Annotated in this window: 22 protein-coding genes; 5 read left to right on the forward strand and 17 right to left on the reverse strand. The window is 50.5% G+C overall.

From position 1 onward, the window contains the following. The first annotated feature begins 24 nt into the window (after nucleotides 1-24). The 5 genes from Q3O12_RS03875 to Q3O12_RS03895 all read left to right on the forward strand — a co-directional run bounded on the left by Q3O12_RS03875 (nucleotide 25) and on the right by Q3O12_RS03895 (nucleotide 3,309). Complete coding sequence (locus Q3O12_RS03875) at nucleotides 25-672, forward strand: hypothetical protein (RefSeq protein ID WP_128582410.1); 648 nt, start codon at nucleotides 25-27, stop codon at nucleotides 670-672. Nucleotide 673: 1 nt separating this feature from the next. Beyond that, the gene (locus Q3O12_RS03880; RefSeq protein WP_301669436.1) at nucleotides 674-1,165 is read left to right on the forward strand and encodes a surface-adhesin E family protein; all 492 of its coding nucleotides are present in this window, start codon (nucleotides 674-676) and stop codon (nucleotides 1,163-1,165) included. A 61-nt stretch (nucleotides 1,166-1,226) separates the two neighbouring features. Beyond that, nucleotides 1,227-2,093 (forward strand): ribosome small subunit-dependent GTPase A, encoded by an 867-nt coding sequence (rsgA, locus tag Q3O12_RS03885; protein ID WP_301669437.1) that lies wholly within the window; start codon nucleotides 1,227-1,229, stop codon nucleotides 2,091-2,093. Nucleotides 2,094-2,120: 27 nt separating this feature from the next. Continuing rightward, nucleotides 2,121-2,429 carry an exodeoxyribonuclease VII small subunit gene (locus Q3O12_RS03890; protein ID WP_003676973.1) on the forward strand — a complete coding sequence of 103 codons (309 nt, stop codon included), beginning with the start codon at nucleotides 2,121-2,123 and terminating at the stop codon, nucleotides 2,427-2,429. Continuing rightward, nucleotides 2,413-3,309: a polyprenyl synthetase family protein gene (locus Q3O12_RS03895; RefSeq protein ID WP_301669438.1), complete on the forward strand. Its 897-nt coding sequence runs from the start codon at nucleotides 2,413-2,415 to the stop codon at nucleotides 3,307-3,309. Before Q3O12_RS03890 ends, Q3O12_RS03895 begins: the two co-directional genes overlap by 17 nt. A gap of 52 nt (nucleotides 3,310-3,361) precedes the next feature. Here Q3O12_RS03895 and Q3O12_RS03900 read toward each other — a convergent pair whose 3' ends face one another. The 17 genes from Q3O12_RS03900 to Q3O12_RS03980 all read right to left on the reverse strand — a co-directional run bounded on the left by Q3O12_RS03900 (nucleotide 3,362) and on the right by Q3O12_RS03980 (nucleotide 18,603). Next, a complete protein-coding gene (locus tag Q3O12_RS03900; RefSeq protein WP_003676976.1) occupies nucleotides 3,362-3,661 on the reverse strand; it encodes a DUF2818 family protein in 300 nt (99 codons plus the stop codon). Nucleotides 3,662-3,776: 115 nt separating this feature from the next. Beyond that, entirely contained in the window at nucleotides 3,777-5,219 is a 1,443-nt protein-coding gene (gene nuoN / locus Q3O12_RS03905; RefSeq protein WP_301669439.1) for an NADH-quinone oxidoreductase subunit NuoN, read from the reverse strand. Between the two features lie 9 nt (nucleotides 5,220-5,228). Beyond that, entirely contained in the window at nucleotides 5,229-6,725 is a 1,497-nt protein-coding gene (locus Q3O12_RS03910) for an NADH-quinone oxidoreductase subunit M (RefSeq protein WP_301669440.1), read from the reverse strand. Nucleotides 6,726-6,813: 88 nt separating this feature from the next. Further along, nucleotides 6,814-8,838 carry an NADH-quinone oxidoreductase subunit L gene (gene nuoL, locus Q3O12_RS03915; protein WP_301669442.1) on the reverse strand — a complete coding sequence of 675 codons (2,025 nt, stop codon included), beginning with the start codon at nucleotides 8,836-8,838 and terminating at the stop codon, nucleotides 6,814-6,816. Nucleotides 8,839-8,886: 48 nt separating this feature from the next. After that, complete coding sequence (locus tag Q3O12_RS03920; protein ID WP_002215633.1) at nucleotides 8,887-9,228, reverse strand: hypothetical protein; 342 nt, start codon at nucleotides 9,226-9,228, stop codon at nucleotides 8,887-8,889. A gap of 131 nt (nucleotides 9,229-9,359) precedes the next feature. Then, nucleotides 9,360-9,935, reverse strand: a complete 576-nt coding sequence (gene fic, locus Q3O12_RS03925; protein ID WP_118820334.1) for a protein adenylyltransferase Fic — start codon at nucleotides 9,933-9,935, stop codon at nucleotides 9,360-9,362. A 31-nt stretch (nucleotides 9,936-9,966) separates the two neighbouring features. Beyond that, complete coding sequence (gene nuoK, locus Q3O12_RS03930) at nucleotides 9,967-10,272, reverse strand: NADH-quinone oxidoreductase subunit NuoK (RefSeq protein WP_003759427.1); 306 nt, start codon at nucleotides 10,270-10,272, stop codon at nucleotides 9,967-9,969. After that, nucleotides 10,269-10,940 carry an NADH-quinone oxidoreductase subunit J gene (locus Q3O12_RS03935; protein ID WP_301669443.1) on the reverse strand — a complete coding sequence of 224 codons (672 nt, stop codon included), beginning with the start codon at nucleotides 10,938-10,940 and terminating at the stop codon, nucleotides 10,269-10,271. The genes nuoK and Q3O12_RS03935 overlap by 4 nt, the downstream gene beginning before the upstream one ends. 11 nt (nucleotides 10,941-10,951) lie before the next feature. After that, nucleotides 10,952-11,431, reverse strand: a complete 480-nt coding sequence (nuoI, locus tag Q3O12_RS03940) for an NADH-quinone oxidoreductase subunit NuoI (RefSeq protein ID WP_070837200.1) — start codon at nucleotides 11,429-11,431, stop codon at nucleotides 10,952-10,954. An 81-nt stretch (nucleotides 11,432-11,512) separates the two neighbouring features. Then, nucleotides 11,513-12,589: an NADH-quinone oxidoreductase subunit NuoH gene (nuoH, locus tag Q3O12_RS03945; protein ID WP_002216340.1), complete on the reverse strand. Its 1,077-nt coding sequence runs from the start codon at nucleotides 12,587-12,589 to the stop codon at nucleotides 11,513-11,515. A 2-nt stretch (nucleotides 12,590-12,591) separates the two neighbouring features. Further along, nucleotides 12,592-14,853: an NADH-quinone oxidoreductase subunit NuoG gene (gene nuoG / locus Q3O12_RS03950; protein WP_301669445.1), complete on the reverse strand. Its 2,262-nt coding sequence runs from the start codon at nucleotides 14,851-14,853 to the stop codon at nucleotides 12,592-12,594. Between the two features lie 210 nt (nucleotides 14,854-15,063). Beyond that, on the reverse strand, nucleotides 15,064-15,501 hold the full coding sequence (locus Q3O12_RS03955) for a hypothetical protein (protein WP_002215619.1): 438 nt from the start codon (nucleotides 15,499-15,501) through the stop codon (nucleotides 15,064-15,066). Beyond that, nucleotides 15,501-16,802, reverse strand: coding sequence for an NADH-quinone oxidoreductase subunit NuoF (gene nuoF / locus Q3O12_RS03960; RefSeq protein ID WP_096137320.1), 1,302 nt, complete (start codon nucleotides 16,800-16,802; stop codon nucleotides 15,501-15,503). Before nuoF ends, Q3O12_RS03955 begins: the two co-directional genes overlap by 1 nt. Continuing rightward, entirely contained in the window at nucleotides 16,778-16,900 is a 123-nt protein-coding gene (locus Q3O12_RS03965; protein ID WP_003708125.1) for a hypothetical protein, read from the reverse strand. The genes nuoF and Q3O12_RS03965 overlap by 25 nt, the downstream gene beginning before the upstream one ends. 61 nt (nucleotides 16,901-16,961) lie before the next feature. Beyond that, nucleotides 16,962-17,537: a cold shock domain-containing protein gene (locus Q3O12_RS03970; protein ID WP_301669446.1), complete on the reverse strand. Its 576-nt coding sequence runs from the start codon at nucleotides 17,535-17,537 to the stop codon at nucleotides 16,962-16,964. Between the two features lie 98 nt (nucleotides 17,538-17,635). Next, nucleotides 17,636-18,109 carry an NADH-quinone oxidoreductase subunit NuoE gene (gene nuoE, locus Q3O12_RS03975; protein WP_101130103.1) on the reverse strand — a complete coding sequence of 158 codons (474 nt, stop codon included), beginning with the start codon at nucleotides 18,107-18,109 and terminating at the stop codon, nucleotides 17,636-17,638. A gap of 53 nt (nucleotides 18,110-18,162) precedes the next feature. Continuing rightward, on the reverse strand, nucleotides 18,163-18,603 hold the full coding sequence (locus Q3O12_RS03980; protein WP_101130102.1) for a pyruvate kinase: 441 nt from the start codon (nucleotides 18,601-18,603) through the stop codon (nucleotides 18,163-18,165). Nucleotides 18,604-18,622 lie beyond the last annotated feature (19 nt).

An 18,622-nucleotide genomic window follows, 5' to 3' on the forward strand; every position in this document is an offset into this window, starting at 1 on the left:
TTACGCTAACTTTAGAAAGACAATATGAAACGATCTATCAAATATTTGAGTATGGCTGTATTTGCACTTGCAGCGAATGCATGGGCAGGAAGTGCGGAAGAAGAGTTGCTGAATGCATTTGTAAAATGTGATGCATCTATGTTTGATATCTTGAAAAACAAGCAGGAGCAATTGAGTAAATATGCTCCGATTGAGAAAGTAGGAAAGACTGCACGTTTTCAGTTAGGTAGTGCCGATGAAGATGGGAAAAGACAGGTTATCTTCAATAAACCGATAATAGTAAACGGCATACATTTTAGTAGTTTTTCGGCAGAATATTCGGAACTGCCGGTTAATGAGACGGGTAAAAATCCTGTCTTTTATTTCTGGGGGTTCGAGCTTAAAAAAGCTCAGGCTGCTGATGTGGTAGCAAAGTTCCCTCAATGGGGATTGAAACCGATGGGAGAGGATTTTGTGACTTCTCCGCAAATTATTATTAATAGTCATAAGTCTTTGCGTTGGCAGCCAAATATGCAAGCAACGTCTGGTTCGATACCTGCAAAAAATACAGTAGAAAAATCGCTGATATTGGAAGAGAGTGACGGTAAAACTTCTCTCATCTGTACTATTCAGGGTTATCCGAATGATAAACTGATTCGTCGTGAACGACTTGATCTAATCGGGGGAAAGTAAAATGAAAAAGTTAGCTGTTTTTTTAATGACAATTTGTTTACCAATCTCAGTATTTGCTGATAAGCCAAGATTTTTGCCAATGCTGGATGGTGCTCAGAGTCGTGTTTATGCAGATATGGAAAGTATCAAGAATCATCCTCACAACCCAAATTTGTTAGTATATGATGTGATAACTAATTTTGATGATACGAATAAAAATTTGGCAGGTACTTCCATGATAGAGAAGCACTATCTGGATTGTCTGAACAGGATTGATATTATGAATCCGGAGCCGGCAAAACTATACAGTCGTCATTTCGGGAAAGGGAAATTATTGCATGAGATCCCAATGGAATCTGAACGGTTTGAAATGAAAGAGATTTCGACGATGAGTATTCTATCTGCTACTGTGTGTAGTGTCGGCGGCCATGATTTTGGTGGTAATCCGAATGCTTTAGAAGATATGGGAAAAGCGTTGGATAAAATGGAGCAAAAGAAAGGTCGGAAAAGATAAATCTCAAGGCCGTCTGAAAACATTTTCAGACGGCCTTCCCGTTCCCCTACCCGTCAAAACCATGACCGATACCGCCCAAATCATCACCAGCTACGGCCGCCGCTACATCGTGCGTACGCCAGACGGCAAAACCTACGAAGCCAGCACGCGCAAAAAGCGGGTCGATTTCGCCTGCGGCGACCGCGTGCATATCCAAAACATTAACGCCGAACAGGCCGTCATCGAAGACTACCTGCCGCGCGAAAGCCTGCTCTACCGCCAAGACGCTTGGAAAACCAAACTTATCGCCGCCAACGTCAGCCAGCTCCTTATCGTTACCGCCGCCGTTCCCTCGCCTAGCGAAGCCTTGTTGCAACGCGCCCTCCTGGCCGCTGAAGCCGCGGGCATCCAAGCTGTCATCATCCTGAACAAAGCCGACCTGCCTGAAACCGCCCTCTGGCATGAAAAACTCAAATTCTACGAAACGCTCGGTTATCTCGTCATCGAAACCCGCGCGCTGGAAAACGCCGACATCCTACGTCCCGTCCTGCAAGGGCATAGCAACATCCTGCTCGGACAAAGCGGCATGGGTAAATCCACCCTGACCAACGCCCTCTTGGGCAACCAAACCGCCCGCACCGGCGACATCTCCACCGCGCTCGATTCCGGCAAACACACCACCACCCACGCCCAGCTTTACGATTTAAACGGAGAAACCCAATTAATCGACTCCCCGGGTTTGCAAGAATTCGGCCTGCACCACCTCGAAGCCGCCGACCTGCTGCAATACTTCCCCGACCTGAGCCATCTCGTCGGACAATGCCGCTTCCACAACTGCACCCACCGCGCCGAACCCGGCTGCGCCGTCAAAGCCGCCGCGCAAACCGGTAAAATTCGCACCGAACGGCTGACCTTCCTGCAACGTATTACCGACGATCTGCTCAAATAACCTCTTGCCGTTTGCAGGACAAAAACCATGCCGTCTGAAATCCTGCTGTTTCAGACGGCATCCGGTTTTCAGAAATGCTACAATTCCGTTTTTACAGAAACTCCCGATACCATGAAGAAAATTACCCCGAAATCGTTTGAAGAGGCACTGTCGCGCCTTGAATCACTGACCCAGTCCATGCAGGGGGAAATGCCGTTGGAGGATGCATTGGCGGCATATCAGGAAGGCAACGAACTGGTCAGATACTGCCAAACCAAGTTGGCCCAAGTCGAACAAAAGCTACAGGTTTTAGACACAGACGGTCTGAAGGAGTTAAACCTTGAATCCGACGAATGATTTGAAAACGTGGCAACAGAGGGCGCAGGCGCAAACAGAGCTGCTGCTGGAACGGTTTTTGCCGTCTGAGGGGGAAATACCGCACACACTGCACGAAGCCATGCGTTATGCGGCTTTGGACGGGGGCAAACGTCTGCGGCCGATGCTGGTTCTGGCAGCTTCGGAATTAGGCGAAGCCGTGCATGAAGCAGTAGAACAGGCAATGGCAGCAATCGAAATGATCCATGCCTATTCGTTGGTTCACGACGATATGCCGGCAATGGACAACGACAGCCTGCGCCGGGGCAAACCAACCTGCCATGTGAAATATGGCGAAGCAACCGCCCTTCTGACCGGTGATGCTTTACAGACCCAAGCCTTCGATGTATTGGCGCGTCCGTCCGGCCTGCCTGCTTCGCGGCAGCTGGCGATGTTGTCGGTTTTGGCAAAAGCGAGCGGAAGCAGGGGCATGGCGGGCGGTCAGGCAATCGATTTGGCCAATGTCGGCAAGCAGATGGCCCAAACCGATTTGGAACAGATGCACAGCCTGAAAACAGGGGCGTTGATTCGTGCCGCGGTTTTATTGGGGGCGATGTCTTGCCCGAATCTGTCTGAAAACAGTCTGGCGGTATTGGATGATTATGCGGCAAAACTGGGGCTGGCGTTCCAAGTCATCGACGATGTGTTGGACTGCGAGGCAGACACGGCGACCTTGGGGAAAACAGCGGGCAAAGACGCAGACAACGACAAGCCGACTTATGTAAAACTGATGGGCTTGGACGGTGCGCGGGCATACGCGTACCAACTGACCGACGAAGCAGTCTCGCTGCTCGAACCCTTCGGCAATAAGGCATTACGGCTCAGACAACTTGCCGAATTTACGATTGCGCGTAAATACTGAGCAGACTCGGATATGCCGTCTGAACAAGGCTTCAGACGGCATTATTGTTACCCTATTCCCTGTTGCGCGTATGCCAGAAATACCGCCACACAAAACATGGAAACGCAAAAATCAGGTACAGGCAGACGACTGTGGCGTAAAACTCCCAACCCTGATCGTGTACCGATCCTGCACGGGATTCGAGAATATAGGCAAGAATGGCGGTCAGTGCGAAACCTGCCGCCAGCTCGATCAGGTGATGTCCGAAATGTTTGCGCTTGAGCGGAACAATACCGAACAGCCTGACCGTAAGAAACGGAGCATTGGCAAAAATTAAGGCAAGCAGCAAGAGTGTGTACATAGATGCGGTCATAATCTTCTTTCTCCGCTTTCAGACGGCATAGCCGTTTCCCATGCCGTCTGAAATACGGCGGCAACCTTAAATAAAACGGCAACCTCTGATACGGCTGCCGTGATGATACCGAATATTACAGCGTATTTTCCAGCGCCTTGGCGCACCAGTCGATAACGGTTTGCGGCATGATACCCCACAGGAGCAGCAGGAAGGCATTGACCGTCAGGACAAATTTGGCGGCATAGTTGCTGCCGACCGGCTGGTCATGGTCAGGTGCATCGAAGTAGATGACTTTGACCACGCGCAGGTAGTAGAACGCGCCAATCAGAGACATGATAACGGCAAATACAGACAACCAAACATGGCCTTGTTTCAAGAGTGCCATAATCACGCCGAATTTGGCGTAAAAACCCATCAGCGGCGGAATACCTGCCATGGAGAACATAGACAGCAACATCAGGAAGGCAAACCATGCATGGCGTTGGTTAAGGCCTGCGAGGTCTTTGATGTTTTCACACTCAATGTCTTTGGTGGACAATACCATCAAAACACCGAAGCTGACTGCCGCCATCACAGCATAGGTAATGGCGTAATACAAACCTGCGGTAAAGCCGACCGCGCCTGCCATAAACGCCAACAGGATAAAGCCCATGTGCGATACGGTAGAATAGGCAAGCATACGTTTGATATTGGTTTGCATGATGGCGGCCAGGTTACCGACTACCAAAGATGCAACGGCAAGAATGGCCAACATCGGCGCCCAGTCTGAATGTATGGTACCCATACCGGTAACAAGGATACGGAACGCAAAGACAACGGCGGCGATTTTCGGAGCCGTACCCACAAAGGCGGTAACAGAGGTTGGCGCGCCATCATACACATCGGGTACCCACATATGGAATGGAACCGCACCCAATTTAAATGCAATGGCGACTACAATAAACACCATACCCAATTTCAACAACCATTCATTGGCCTGCTCGTTGAAAGCAGAAGCCAAGACAGAAGCAAAATCAAGGGAACCGGTGGCGCCGTAAACCATGGAAATACCATAAAGCAGCAAACCGGAGGCCAACGCGCCCAATACGAAGTATTTCAGCGCGGCCTCGGCAGAGCGGCCGGAATCGCGGCGTAGGGCAATCATGGCGTACAGCGATAAAGACAACAATTCCAAACCGATATACGCGGTCAAGAAATGTGCCGAGCTAACCATGACGCTCATACCCAACAGGGCGAACAGCGACAGGGTATAAAACTCGCCTTTAAAAATTTGGCGGTCTTGGTTGTACGGTTTACTGTAAATAAACAGACCGAACGTCAGTGCATACAGCACCAGTTTAGCCAAACGGGACATGCCGTCCGCAATATACATACCGTGAAAGGCATCGACACTGCCCTGCTCCCATACCGCCAATTGGGTAACGGCCACGATGATGACCGTTCCCAAACTCATCAGATGGGTCAGATAGCGGTTTTTATCGCAAATCCACAAGTCTGCCAGCAATACGACACCCAATAGCGCAAGCAGCACGATTTCGGGCATGGCGGGCATTAAATTCAAATCAGACCAGTTCATTTACACACCTCAAATCTTGCTTTGTGCCACATGGGCAATCAAATCGTTTGCCGCTTGATGCACCACTTCGATAAACGCTTGCGGATACAGACCCATGCCCAAAACAGCAACCGCCAAAATCGCCAAAATCGCAAATTCGCGGCAATTGATGTCTTTCATTTCGGCAACGTGCGGATTGTGGATCGCACCAAAAATAACGCGTTTGTACATCCACAGGGTATAAGACGCACCGTAAATCAAGGTCATGGCGGCCAACGCGCCTACCCAGAAATTCACTTTAACCGCGCCCATAATCACCATAAACTCGCCCACGAAGCCGGAAGTCGCAGGCAGACCGGCATTGGCCATACCGAACAACATCATAAACGCCGCAAACTTAGGCATCACATTGACCACGCCGCCGTAATCGGCAATATTGCGCGTGTGCAGGCGGTCGTACATCACGCCGATACACATAAACATCGCGGCAGACACGAAGCCGTGCGAAATCATCTGAATGACCGCGCCTTTCAACGCCCAGTCGTCCAACTGCCCGTCAATAAACAAGAACATCCCAAGCGTTACAAAACCCATATGGCTGATGGACGAATACGCCACCAGTTTCTTCATATCGGTCTGCACCAGGGCCACCATACCGATGTAAATCACGGCAATCAGGCTCAATACGATGATTACGGGGGCAAAATAGCGTGCCGCGTCCGGCACAATCGGCAGGATGAAGCGCAAAAATCCGTATGCGCCCAGTTTCAGTGTAATTGCCGCCAACACCATCGAACCGCCGGTCGGCGCTTCAACGTGGGCATCCGGCAACCAAGTGTGCACAGGGAACATCGGCACTTTTACAGCGAATGACAGGAAGAATGCTGCAAACAAAAGCTGTTGTACGCCCAACGGAATCTGTTTGATGTTTTGGAAATCGACAATAGAGAAGCTGCCTGTCTGATAGTACAGGTAAACCATGGCAACCAGCATCAAGAGCGAACCCATCAGCGTATAGAGGAACAGCTTGACCGACGCATAGACGCGGCGCGGGCCGCCCCATACACCGATAATCAGGTACAGCGGAATCAGCATACCCTCGAAGAACACATAAAACAGAATCGCATCCTGCGCGGCAAACGCGCCGTTAATCAAACCCGACATCATCAGGAATGCCGCCATATACTGCGCCGGACGTTTCTGAATGACTTTCCAACCGGCCAATACCACCAACAGCGTAATAAACGCATTCAAGATGATAAAGAGCACTGAAATACCGTCCACGCCCAATGCGTAGTTGATTTTCAGCAGCGGAATCCACTCGTGGAACTCGGTAAACTGATAGCCGCCGCTCAAACGGTCGAAACCGGCAAACAGGGGCAGTGTTACCAAGAAACCGGCAAGCGCACCCATAAAGGCAAGCACACGCGCCAGCGGCGCACGGCTGTCTTTACCGGCCGCCAAAACCAGCACACCTGCGGCGATGGGTATCCATATTGCCAAGCTGAGTAGGTAGTTGGAAAACATAGTGGTTAACCTGTGGTTAGAATAAAAATATCGTTGTACGGGTTGGTTTGTCAGACGACGTTTTAAGAGGCCGTCTGAAACCTCATCCTTATCGGAACAATCCCCAGAAGGTCATACCGAGCAGTACCAATACGCCGAATACCATAGCGGCGGCGTAGGTGTAGATAAAGCCGGTTTGGGCTTTACGCACTTGAGCGGCAACCGCGCCGACCAGTTTGGCGGAGCCGTTGACGATGCCGTTGTCGATAATGGCGGTATCGCCGACTTTCCAAAAGAAGGTACCCAATGCGCGCGTGCCTTTGGCGAAAACGTTGAAATACAGGGCATCGAGGTAGTATTTGTTTTCAAACAAAACGTAAACCGGACGGAACGCCTGCGCGATTTTGGCGGGCAGGTGCGGCAGTTTGACGTACAAAAGCCACGCGGCGGCAACACCGGCAGCCGCCAAATACAAAACAGGCGATGTCAGGCTGTGCGACACCATCGCCAATGCGCCGTGGAACTCTTCTTTCATGATGTGCATGGTCGGATGCGCGTCGGCATTAACGAAAATCACATCTTTGAAGAAATCGCCGTAAAGCATAGGCTCGATGGCAAGGTAGCCGATGATGACGGACGGAATAGCAAGCAAAATCAAAGGCAGGGTAACAACCAGCGGGCTTTCGTGCGGATTGTCGTTTTTGCCCAAGCCGTGATGCTCTTCGCCATGATGATCGTCATGATGCTCAGGCAGGCTGCGCCATTTCTCTTCGCCGTGGAACACCATAAAGTATTGGCGGAACGCGTAAAACGCGGTAACAAACACGCTGGCGAGGACGGCAAAATAGGCAAAGCCGCTGCCCGGCAGGGTGCTGTATTTCGCTGCTTCGATAATCGAATCTTTAGAATAGAAGCCGGAGAAGAACGGCGTACCGATCAGCGACAAATTGCCGATCAGCATAGTCAGCCAAGTAACCGGCATATATTTTTTCAGGTTGCCCATATGGCGCATATCTTGGTCGTGGTGCATACCGATAATCGCGCTGCCTGCCGCCAAGAACAGCAAGGCTTTAAAGAAGGCGTGGGTCATGACATGGAACATCGCCACGGAATAGGCGGACGCGCCCAAAGCCACGGTCATATAGCCCAGTTGCGACAGGGTGGAATACGCAACCACGCGCTTGATATCGTTTTGAATCACGCCCAAGAAACCCATAAACAGGGCGGTAATCGCGCCGATCACCATAATGACAGACAGCGCGGTGCTGCTCATCTCATAAATCGGCGACATACGCGATACCATGAACAGACCGGCGGTAACCATGGTTGCGGCGTGAATCAATGCGGAAATCGGGGTCGGGCCTTCCATCGAATCGGGCAGCCAGACATGCAGCGGGAATTGTGCCGATTTACCCATCGCACCGACAAACAGAAGTAAACAAGTTACGGTAATCAAAGACCATTCCACGCCGGGGAAAAGCTGGATGGTGGCATTTTGGACGTTGGGCAGATAAGCGAATACGTCCTGATAGCGCAGGCTGCCGCCGAAATAGGCAAGCACCAAGCCGATACCGAGCAAAAAGCCGAAGTCGCCGACACGGTTGATCAAAAAGGCTTTCAGGTTGGCAAATGTCGCGCTCGGGCGTTTGAAATAGAAACCGATCAAGAGATACGACACCAAACCCACCGCTTCCCAACCGAAGAAGAGCTGGATGAAGTTGTTGCTCATAATCAGCATCAACATGCTGAATGTAAACAAAGAAATGTAGCTGAAGAAGCGTTGGTAGCCGACTTTTTCGTCGTGCATATAGCCGATGGTGTAGATATGCACCATCAACGACACGCCCGTTACCACGACCATCATCATCGCTGTCATCGTATCGACCAAGAAGCCGACGGAGAAATCCAAGCCGCCCATTGTCAGCCAGGTATAAACGTTCTCGTCAAACTTGGCACGGCTGCCATTGAGGAATCCCCACAGCACATAAGCCGACAGCAAGGCGGACACCGCCACACCGAGTATTGTTACGGTATGCGCACCGGCACGTCCGATTTTATTGCCGAACAAACCCGCAATCAGCGAGCCTGCCAAAGGCACGAGGGCAATGATGAGATATAAAGTCATGTCGTTCATTTGATTGAATCCGATTGATTTAAAAATCTATGTTTGTTTCGTACAAAATTACTTCGGAAAAACAAATCCAACACGCTCCAATCGTTTGCGTGCCACAGCTAATTGCTCTTCAGTAAATAAATCACACCACGGCTTTTGTAACACCAGATATTCCATACTGTATTTCAAGGCGTGGACTCCGCCACCACTCAAAATTAGCTCTGTAAAACCGGTCTGAGTCTTCTTTTCCCCCGTACTCAATAATTTATCCGCCGCCTCTTTACCACCAAATTCATTTACAATTTGTAAAAATCGTGTCGCCTTGTAAGGTTGCGGCAAATTCAAAGCCTCCTGATAAATATTTAACATGGCTTTATGAAATTCTTGTTCTAACTGATTTTTATCCATCATTCTTCTTTCAATATTTCAGTCTCGTAGGTCGGATTCTCGAATCCGACAAATCTGCCTGTTTCCCCAAAATGTCGGATACAAGTATCCGACCTACCGCTTAAGGTCGTCTGAAGCCGTTTTTCAGACGACCTTTACCCTTTCTTATACCCTTCGTAATAATACGACTGCTCGATTCCTTTAAAGATGATTTCGCGGTTGTCCACATCGTCGGTCAGGTTGTCCTTCAATAGAAAGCGCAGTTCTAAATCGTTGACGGGGCTGCGTTCCATCGCCTGCAAATACAGAGTTTTGCTTACATTTTGCCAGTTTACGACTTTTTTCAGGTTTTTCTTCAGCACCAAGTCCAGCCAGATGCGGGTACTTCTGCCATTACCCTCCAAAAACGGATGGGCAATGTTCATTTCAACATATTTGGCGATGATTTCTTCAAAAGTCCGCTCGGGCATCTGCTCGATTTTAGCCAAAGCCTCTTTCAGATACATGGCGTTGGCAAAACGGAAACCGCCTTTGGAAATGTTGTCTTCCCTGATTTGACCCGCAAAATCATATAAGCCGCCGAACAGGTAACGGTGAATCTGTTGCAGACCCGCGGTGGTACCGACTTCGATACGGTCGATATCGCCGCTTTCAAACAGGCGGCGGGCATTGTGCAGGCTTTGTTCGTCTATGGACTTCATCGTTTTTCCTATCGGGTTTTCAGACGGCATAGGCGCCTTGTTGGGCCTCGACCCAACCTCCTTACCCTTTCAACTCATCCAAATCGGCAACGTTGATTGTTTTTCTGTTACGGTACACCAATACCATAATCGCCAAACCGATGGCGGATTCAGCAGCAGCGACAGTCAATACGAAGAATACGAAAATCTGTCCGGCGGTATCGCCCAGATGTTGCGAGAAGGCGATAAAGTTGAAGTTCACCGCCAAAAGCATCAGCTCGATGGACATCAGCAATACCAGCACGTTTTTGCGGTTCATAAAGATGCCCATCGCGCTGATACCGAACAGGAGAGCGCCCAATACCAGATAATGCGTCAAGGTAATCATGCTTTGTCCTCCCCTTCCAGCTTGAGGCCGTCTGAAACTTCGCTTTCTTCGGCAGATTCGGTTTGCGGTTTGACCGCTTCCATTTTCACCAAGCGCATACGGCCTTGGTCGGCGCGTACTTTAACCTGGTCGGCAGGATCCATACGTTTCGGATTGATGGTTTTGCGGTGAACCAGCGCAATCGCCGCCACCATACCCAACAACAGCAATACCGCCGCCAGCTCAAACGGCAACAGGTATTCGGTATAAATACGGCTGCCCAAATCGCGGATATTGTTGTAATCGGCAGGAATGTCTTTCATCAGACCAAATGCGGCGAGGTCGGTTTTCGGGTTGACCAAAATCAGAATCAGGGCAACCGCCAACAGCGTACCGACCACACCGGCAACAGGCGCGTGCCGCCAGAAACCGGCGCGCATTTCCTCGATGTCGATATTCAGCATCATCACGACGAACAGGAACAACACCATCACAGCACCGACGTAAACCACCACCAGCGTAACGCCCAAAAACTCTGCCTGCATCAGCATCCAAATCATCGCGCTCACGCAGAAAGTCAGCACCAAATGCAAAGCGGCATGGACAGGGTTTTTAGCGGTAACGGTACGAACCGCACCGTACAAAACGATGGCGGCAAGGATATAGAACAGAATCGCGGAAAAAGTCATTCGTCTGCTCCTTAACGATACGGCGCGTCAGCGGCTTTGCGTTTGGCGATTTCGGGTTCGTATTTGTCGCCGATTGCCAAAAGGATGGGCTTGGTCATGTGCAAGTCGCCTTTTTTCTCGCCGTGGTATTCAAAAATATGCGTTTCCACAATCGCATCGGTCGGGCAGGCCTCTTCGCAGAAACCGCAGAAGATGCACTTGGTCAGGTCGATGTCGTAACGCTTGGTGCGGCGGGTTCCGTCTTCGCGTTCTTCCGATTCGATGTTAATCGCCATTGCCGGACAAACTGCCTCACACAATTTACACGCAATACAGCGCTCTTCGCCGTTCGGATAACGGCGTTGCGCGTGCAGGCCGCGGAAACGCACGGATTGCGGCGTTTTCTCTTCGGGGAAATAAATTGTGTCTTTGCGGGCAAAAAAGTTTTTGAGCGTTACGCCCAAGCCTTTTACCAATTCGCCAAGCAGAAAGGTTTTTACTAAGTTAGCCATATTTATGTTCCCTCAAATCAGGGATTTCGTTAGGTATTCAAAATCGCTTTGTTCAGACGACCTCAAGATGCCGTCTGAAACTTATTTCCACAAATTCAGCGGTGAAATCATCCACACGCCCAAAATCACGATGTAGGCGAAGCCGATCGGAATCAGCACTTTCCAGCCCAAGCGCATGATTTGGTCGTAACGGTAGCGCGGGAAGGTTGCACGGATCCACAGGTACCAGTACAGCACCGCCGCCATTTTCACGAACATCCAGAATGCGGAAGGTGTACCGATAAAGCCCCAGCTTTGCGGGAACGGAGACAGCCAGCCGCCGAGGAACATCAGCGAGGTCAGCGCGGCAATCAGAATCATGAAAATGTATTCGGCAAGGAAGAACAGCGCGAATGCGAAGCCGGAGTATTCGACGTGGTGGCCGGCAACGATTTCAGACTCACCCTCTGCCACGTCAAACGGCGCGCGGTTGGTTTCGGCAACGGCGGAAATCAGATAGACGATGAAGATGGGGAAGAGCGGCAGCCAGTTCCAAGAGAATACCGAACCGCCGGCAATACCTTTAGCTTGTGCGGCAACGATGTCGGAGAAGTTCATGCTGCCCGATACCATCACGACGCACACCAGCGCGGCACTCATGGCAATCTCGTAGGAAATGCTTTGTGCGGAAGCACGCATTGCGCCCAAAAACGAATATTTGGAGTTGGAAGCCCAGCCCGCGATGATCACGCCGTAAACCGACAGCGAGGTAATCATCAGGATGTACAAAAGGCCGATATTGATGTTGGTCAGCACCCATTCTTCGTTGAACGGAATCACTGCCCACGCCGCAAAAGACGGGGCGAGCGACATAATCGGGCCGATGTAGAACAGGGCTTTGTTTGACAGCTTCGGACGGGTTACCTCTTTAAACAAGAGTTTGAACACGTCGGCAAACGGCTGGATCAAACCCCACGGGCCGGTTACGTTCGGGCCGACACGAAGCTGCATAAAGCCGATGACTTTACGTTCGAAATACGTCAGGTAGGCAACGGTCAGAATCAGCGGAATCAGGATAATCACAATTTTGACGATGACGGATACCACCAAACCTACGGTGATACCCAAATCGCCCAGACCGAGCGTTGCGGCAAAGAGGTTTTGGAACCATTCCTGCATAATCAAGCTCCCGCCAGTTCAATAGTGTCCATCAACGCACCCAGCGCGGCATTTTCGGTATGCAGCGGCAGATGCACCACGTTTTCAGGCAAACCGGCATCGGCTTTGACGGCAACCGATACGCTTGCGCCGTTTTGTTTGGCGACAGCAGTTTGTCCGTCTTGCAGGCCCAAGCGTGCCAAAGTGTTCGGATTGACACGCGCGGCAGGCACGGCGGCATGACTGGTTTCTTGCAACGGTGCGGAACGGCGCACGATAGAATCAGTGTGATAAATACCGACGCCGCCGACACGGACGAGGCGGTCTGAGGCCGTCTGAACGCCCTCCCCTGTCCATGTGCTGCGGTTGTCCAGTTTGGACGGCAGGCTTTCCGCATCCAGCGCGTCTTTCAGAATCGCGGCGGTATCGTGGTATTCAAAGCCTTGCAGGTCAAACAGGTTGCCCAATACGCGCAACACTTTCCACAGCGGACGCGAGTCGCCGAAACCTTGAACGACGCCGTGGAAGGATTGCAGACGGCCTTCCATATTGATGAAGCTGCCCGAGGTTTCGGTAAACGGCGCAATCGGCAGCAATACGTCGCACACGTCCAACAGCGTTTCGCTGACAAACGGCGTAAACGCCATCACGCTTTTCGCCTGTTTCAACGCGGCTACGGCTTTTGCGCCGTCCACCGTATCGATTTCCGGTTCGACGTTGAGCAGCAAAACTGCCTGTTTCGGCACGTTTGCCATTTCGGCAACGCTCTCGCCCGAGTTCACGCCCAATACGTCCGCACCGACGCTGTTGGCGGCTTGCGGCAGAATGCCCAGCACCGCGCCGGTCGCGTCCGCCAGCTCTTGTGCGGCGGCGTAAATCGCGGCGTAATCAGGATGGTTTTGCACTTCCGCGCCCAAAATCACCGCTGCTTTTTCAGCGTTTTTCAGGCTCGCGGTAATCGCGTGTTCCGTATTGGCAGACAGATTTTTCAGACGGCCTGCCCACTCGTCGGGATGCACCGCTTCCTGAGCCAGAAGCGGCATAAACAACTCTTCCTTGCTGCTTGCCAACACGCTCAAGGCCATGCGCTCTTTAGCAGCGCGACGCAGGCGGGCGGTCAGAAGCGGCTGTTCTTTGCGCAGGTTCGCACCGACTACCAGTACGGCTTCGTTGTCCGCCAGCGATTCGATACTTTGTCCCAACCATTGCGCACTATTGAGGTCGTCTGAAAGACGTTTGTCCTGTTGGCGCAGGCGGGTGGCGAAATTTTTAACGCCCAAGCCGTCGGCAAGTTTCTTCGCCAAATACAGCTCTTCGACCGTATTCATCGGGTTCGCCCAAATGCCGACTTGGTTTTGGTTGCCGTCTTTGGCGATACAGTCAATCGCGCTGCGGACATATTCCAGCGCAGTTTTCCAATCCACGTCCATCCATTCGCCGCCCTGTTTGATTTTCGGGTTTTTCAGACGGCTTTCGTGATACAGGCCTTCATAGGCAAAACGGTCGCGGTCGGACAGCCAGCATTCGTTGATGGCTTCGTTTTCCAGCGGCAACACACGGCGGACGGTATGGTCTTTGGTTTGCACAATCAAGTTGCTGCCAAAAGCGTCATGGGCGGAAACGGATTTGCGGCGGTTCAATTCCCAAGTACGCGCGTTGAAACGGAACGGTTTGCTGGTCAGCGCGCCGACGGGGCACAAATCGATGACGTTGCCCGACAGCTCGGTTTCCACCGCTTTGCCGATAAAGGGCATGATTTCGGAGTGTTCGCCGCGATTCGCCATCGCAATTTCCTGCAAGCCGGCGATTTCTTCGGTGAAACGTACGCAGCGGGTGCAGTGGATGCAGCGGCTCATTTCCTCGGCGGAAACCAAAGGCCCCATGTCTTTGCCGACGACGGAACGTTTTTCCTCGGTGTAGCGGCTGGTGGTTTTGCCATAGCCCACCGCCAAATCCTGCAACTGGCATTCGCCGCCTTGGTCGCAGGTCGGACAGTCGAGCGGATGGTTGATGAGCAGGAACTCCATCACGCCTTCCTGCGCCTCCCTCGCCTTCGCCGAATGCGTACGCACAATCATGCCGTCCGTTACCGGCGTGGCACAGGCGGGCAGCGGTTTGGGGGCTTTTTCCACGTCCACCAGACACATACGGCAGTTGGCTGCGATGGAGAGCTTTTTATGGTAACAGAAATGCGGAATATAAGTACCGAGCTTGTGCGCGGCCTCAATCACCGTCGCGCCCTGCTCCACAGATACCTGTTTGCCGTCGATTTCGATTTGTAACATGGTTCGTTCCTAGTTACGGGTATTTAATAAATAATTCTTTTATGGAGGTCGTCTGAAAAATGGGTTTCAGACGGCCTTTTGAGTTTCATTGACAATCAATACTGTTTAAAACGTTTACTGCCACCTTGCCGTCATTCCCGCGTAAGCGGGAATGACGGCAAAGTTAAATTTTTAGCATTTTGCTTTTAACCAATATAAAACCAACTAAAACTATAACTCATTTATTATATTTTTAAATGACTTAAATAACTCTTTAACAGCACGCTCATTGTCTTCATCTGTAGGCTCAAACTTTTCACACCAATTAATTATATTTACATCGCCATGCAATAACTCTGCATAACATCCTACTGCATCGCAACTACCACCCCGTGTCCTTGACGTGCCAAAAATAAAATCACAATTATGCGAATAAAGTTTGTATAAATTTCTCCTAACCTCGTATTCATTATCACCAGATGAATAAAAACCAATCCTCTGACCTTCATGATCAAATACTGCAACAAAATCTAAGCCGTTTCCATGTCTTTCAAAAAAGACTAGAAATTTAGAAAATTTCCGACAAATCTGATTAAAAAGCGTATTGAGTGTCGTACTCTTACCTTTGTTAGCTGCACCGTATAGAATAAAAATTTTAGCTTCCACCATTACCACCCTCCCCACTTATGCTCTTTCATCGGTCCGCCGTGTTCGATGTAATGCACAAACTCATCACGGAAATGCTTGGTAAAGCTGCGGACGGGGAAGACGGCGGCATCGGCGAGGGCGCAGATGGTGCGGCCTGCCATTTGGTTGCCGACGGAATCGAGCAAATCCAAATCTTCCATTTTACCTTTGCCTTCTACGATGCGGTGGACGATACGGTAGAGCCAGCCCGTACCTTCGCGGCAGGGGGTGCATTGGCCGCATGATTCATCGTAGTAGAAGTAGCTTAACCGTTCGAGGGCTTTGACCATGCACACGTCTTCGTCCATGACGATAATCGCGCCGGAACCCAGCATCGAGCCTGCTTTGGAAATCGAGTCGTAGTCCATATTGGTCTGCATCATAATGTCGGCAGGCAATACGGGTGCGGACGAACCGCCGGGAATAACAGCCTTGAGTTTTTTGCCGCCGCGCATACCTCCTGCCATTTTCAAGACTTCGGCAAACGGCGTACCCAATGGCACTTCATAGTTGCCCGGACGCTCGACATGGCCGGAGATGCAGAACAATTTGGTACCGCCTGCATTCGGAATACCTTTGTCGGCAAATGCCTGTCCGCCGTCACGGATAATGAATGGGACAGAGGAGAACGTTTCGGTATTGTTGATGGTGGTCGGTTTGCCGTACAGGCCGAACGAAGCAGGGAATGGCGGTTTAAAGCGCGGCTGGCCTTTTTTGCCTTCCAACGATTCGAGCAAGGCGGTTTCTTCGCCGCAAATATATGCGCCGTAGCCGTGGTGGGCGAAGAGTTCGAATTCAAAATCCGAACCCAAAATATTTTTACCCAAAAAGCCTGCGGCGCGCGCCTGCTCCAAAGCGGTCTCAAAGCGTTGGTAGCCTTCAAAAATTTCGCCGTGAATGTAGTTGTAGCCCGCTTTCGCACCCATCGCGTAACCGGCGATAATCATGCCTTCAATCAGAGCATGGGGGTTGAACATGATGATGTCGCGGTCTTTGAACGTACCCGGTTCGCCTTCGTCGGTATTGCAGACGACGTATTTTTCGCCCGGGAAGGAACGGGGCATAAAGCTCCATTTCAAACCGGTCGGGAAGCCCGCACCGCCGCGCCCGCGCAAGCCGGAGGTTTTGACTTCGTCAATCACATCGGTTTGCGAGATGTTTTCGGACAGGATTTTACGCAGGGCGGTATAACCGCCGCGTTTGACGTATTCGTCCAATGTCCAACAATCGGGATTGGCGGTATCCACTTGGTCAAAAATCACGCCTGATTGGTAAATAGCCATTTTTGGTGTGCCTGTTTGTTTTCGTATCGGTTGCGGCTGCCTGCCGTCTCAATGTTCCTGATGCCGTCTGAAACGGTTTGTCTGTTTTCAGACGGCATTTTCCTGTCTTCGTTTAATCTGAACCAAACCTGTGTTTGTTCTTCCCGTCATCAATCAAAATTACCATCCGCTGCACATATTTTCACACGGAATGCCGTCGCCATCGCCGTCCATCTTGGTATCGGAACAGTTCCTTACAAACCATTTGGCTTCTTCGCACGAAGTCATTTGTGAGCAATATTGCCTGCCGTCGCAACGGTATGGGCTGCTGTCGGGCTGCTGCCGTTTTATTTCGGGCAATACTTGCGTTTTAACCGGCGTATTTTCCTGTTTCGGAGTCAGCTTCTCTGACGCATATTGATACGCCTTATAGCCGATTGCCGAAACAATCAGCAAACCGACCAACAAAGACAGCACAACCCGAACAATCGAAGTGGGAGATTCCTCGTCTTTTCGATGTTTCTTGCGGTACACGGGAGAAACTGCGCGCTCCCGATTCAGATAGCGTATCTGTTTTGCAGAAAATCTTCCCTTGCCGTCTGAAACCACTTCAAAACCGACCGCCTCGTTAATCTCAGGACGCGGGTTTCTTGAGGAAAAGTCGGAAATATGGCAGAAGATTTCTTTGTTACCGCCATCTATCCGTATAAAACCATAACCTTTTTCGTCATCCCATTTGACAATTACTCCCCTCATCAACCACTCCTTTTTTATTGTTACTTTTTAAAATCACAATTTAGAATTTTGGAATAACCGTTTAAATTTGATTACAACCCCGGCTGCATCCGGATAATCTATTCTAATTCTGCTAATTTTTTCTCAATCGCCTCTTCAGTCATAAAGCTGCACATGCTGTGGTTGTTGACCAGCATAACGGGGGCATCGCCGCACGCGCCCATGCATTCGCCTTCGACAAGGGTAAATTTGCCGTCGGGCGTGGTTTCGCCGTAGCCGATACCGAGTTTTTGTTTGAGGTATTCGCCGGTATCCATACCGCCGCGCAGGGCGCAGGGCAGGTTGGTACAAACGGTCAGTTTGTATTTGCCGACAGGCTCAAGGTCGTACATATTGTAGAAGGTAGCGACTTCGTAGGCTTGTGCAGGCGAGATACCGATATAGTCTGCGACAAAGGCGATGGTCTCGGGAGCAAGCCAGCCTTTTTCGGTCTGGGCGATACGCAATGCGCCCATAATGGCGGATCGGCGTTGGTCGGCAGGATATTTCGCCAACTCTATGTCGATTTGTTTTAAGGATTCTGTGGATAACATCTTGTAATCCTAAATTAGGTTTTTTTGGAATTTCAGGCAGCCTGAAAACAAATTTAAACGGTTAAATCCACTCTTCGTTTTGTAAATGATTTTACTACGGCTTCATACCATTGTTTAATGGTTTGAGTAGTTTCCACATCATCACGTACGCAACGATTTAATGTACCACGAGCTTGTTTTAATATTTTCGGTTCAATCGCCCAATCTAATACGCGAACAGGACGACGGTTAACAATCCATGCAGTTTCCAGATTGGCATCATCGGTAACTTTATATGCCCCACCGGTAATTTGGACAAGCGCAATCAATTCTTGACCGCGTTTTAGCGCAACAATGTCATTAACCTGCATTTCATTGATAAATGCGGCAATTTGACCTTTTCCACCTTCCCATTGTCCCAAACCGATAATTTTTTTGTGTTCCAAAATCCAATCAATGTTCTCAGAGAACTCCATTTCATCGGTTGGATGCATCTGCATATGCCAAAATTTCATGCTTTTTATTCCTAATAAT

The sequence above is a fragment of the Neisseria benedictiae genome (assembly GCF_958267435.1).
GTDB lineage: Bacteria > Pseudomonadota > Gammaproteobacteria > Burkholderiales > Neisseriaceae > Neisseria > Neisseria bergeri.